Source organism: Vibrio genomosp. F10 str. 9ZD137, from assembly GCF_049974785.1.
Classification (GTDB): Bacteria; Pseudomonadota; Gammaproteobacteria; order Enterobacterales; family Vibrionaceae; genus Vibrio.
Genome location: NZ_JBNGCJ010000321.1, coordinates 1 through 1,168, shown reverse-complemented (window position 1 = coordinate 1,168; position 1,168 = coordinate 1). Strand labels below are relative to the sequence as shown.

At 45.8% G+C, this 1,168-nt stretch carries 1 protein-coding gene; it reads right to left on the bottom strand.

What is annotated here, in order from left to right:
• The coding region (locus tag ACP45E_RS06430; protein ID WP_241824277.1) for a sodium:solute symporter family protein at positions 1-1,168 on the bottom strand (1,168 nt) is incomplete at both ends.

Below are 1,168 nucleotides of genomic sequence, written 5' to 3'. Positions count from 1 at the left end.
CCGCAATGGCAACCGCCATGGATATTCGGCTGGCGAGCAATTCTTTCTTCTCTGATATATTGGGGTTTATTACCCCTTTGATTAAATCATGCGATATGGAGGATGAGATAGCCAACAATAGACCGGCAGCGGTTGATAGTGCAGCTGCTAGACCACCTGCTGCAACCAAAGCGATAACCCAGTTAGGCAGTTTTGCAATCTCAGGGTTAGCCAATACCATGATGTCGCGGTCAACTTTCAGCTCATTGGTCTCTGAGCTAGAAGTATAGTTGATGTTGCCATCATTATTTATGTCATCAAAACCAAGTAGCCCTGTTTTTTCCCAGTTCTTAAACCAGTCAGGACGTTCATCATAAGCAAGGTACTGACCAGGAGCTGGATTTACCGTATCCATTAGGTTTAGGCGTGCCATTGCTGATACAGCAGGTGCTGTCGTATAAAGAATAGCAATAAAGAATAGTGCCCAACCTGCTGATGTACGCGCATCACGAACCTTTGGTACAGTGAAGAAACGAATGATTACGTGAGGCAGACCCGCTGTACCAATCATCAGTGACATCGTGTAGACGAACATATTTAATGTATCGCCCCGGACCTGGGTGGTGTATTCACTGAATCCGAGCTCGGTGACGACTTGGTCTAGCCGGTCGAGCAAGTAGACATCGGTTCCTATCATGGTACTCCCTAAACCGATTTGGGGTAGAGCGTGACCAGTAAGTTGCAGAGAGATAAAGACTGCTGGAATAGTGTAAGCTAAAATGAGTACGCAATACTGAGCAATCTGCGTGTAAGTGATCCCTTTCATTCCGCCCATTACAGCGTAAATGAATACGATACACATACCAATGATAAGACCGGTTGAGTAGTCAACTTCTAGGAAACGTCCAAATGCAACGCCAACCCCTTTCATTTGACCAATAACATAAGTAACCGAAGCGATAATCAAACAAGCAACGGCAACAACACGAGCGGTTTTGGAGTAAAAACGCTCACCTACAAACTCAGGCACCGTAAACTTACCAAACTTACGTAGGTAAGGTGCTAGAAGTAGGGCAAGTAGTACATAACCACCTGTCCAGCCCATTAGGAAGACTGAACCACCATAACCCATAAAAGCGATTAAACCGGCCATCGAAATAAACGATGCGGCAGACATCCAGTCAGCGGC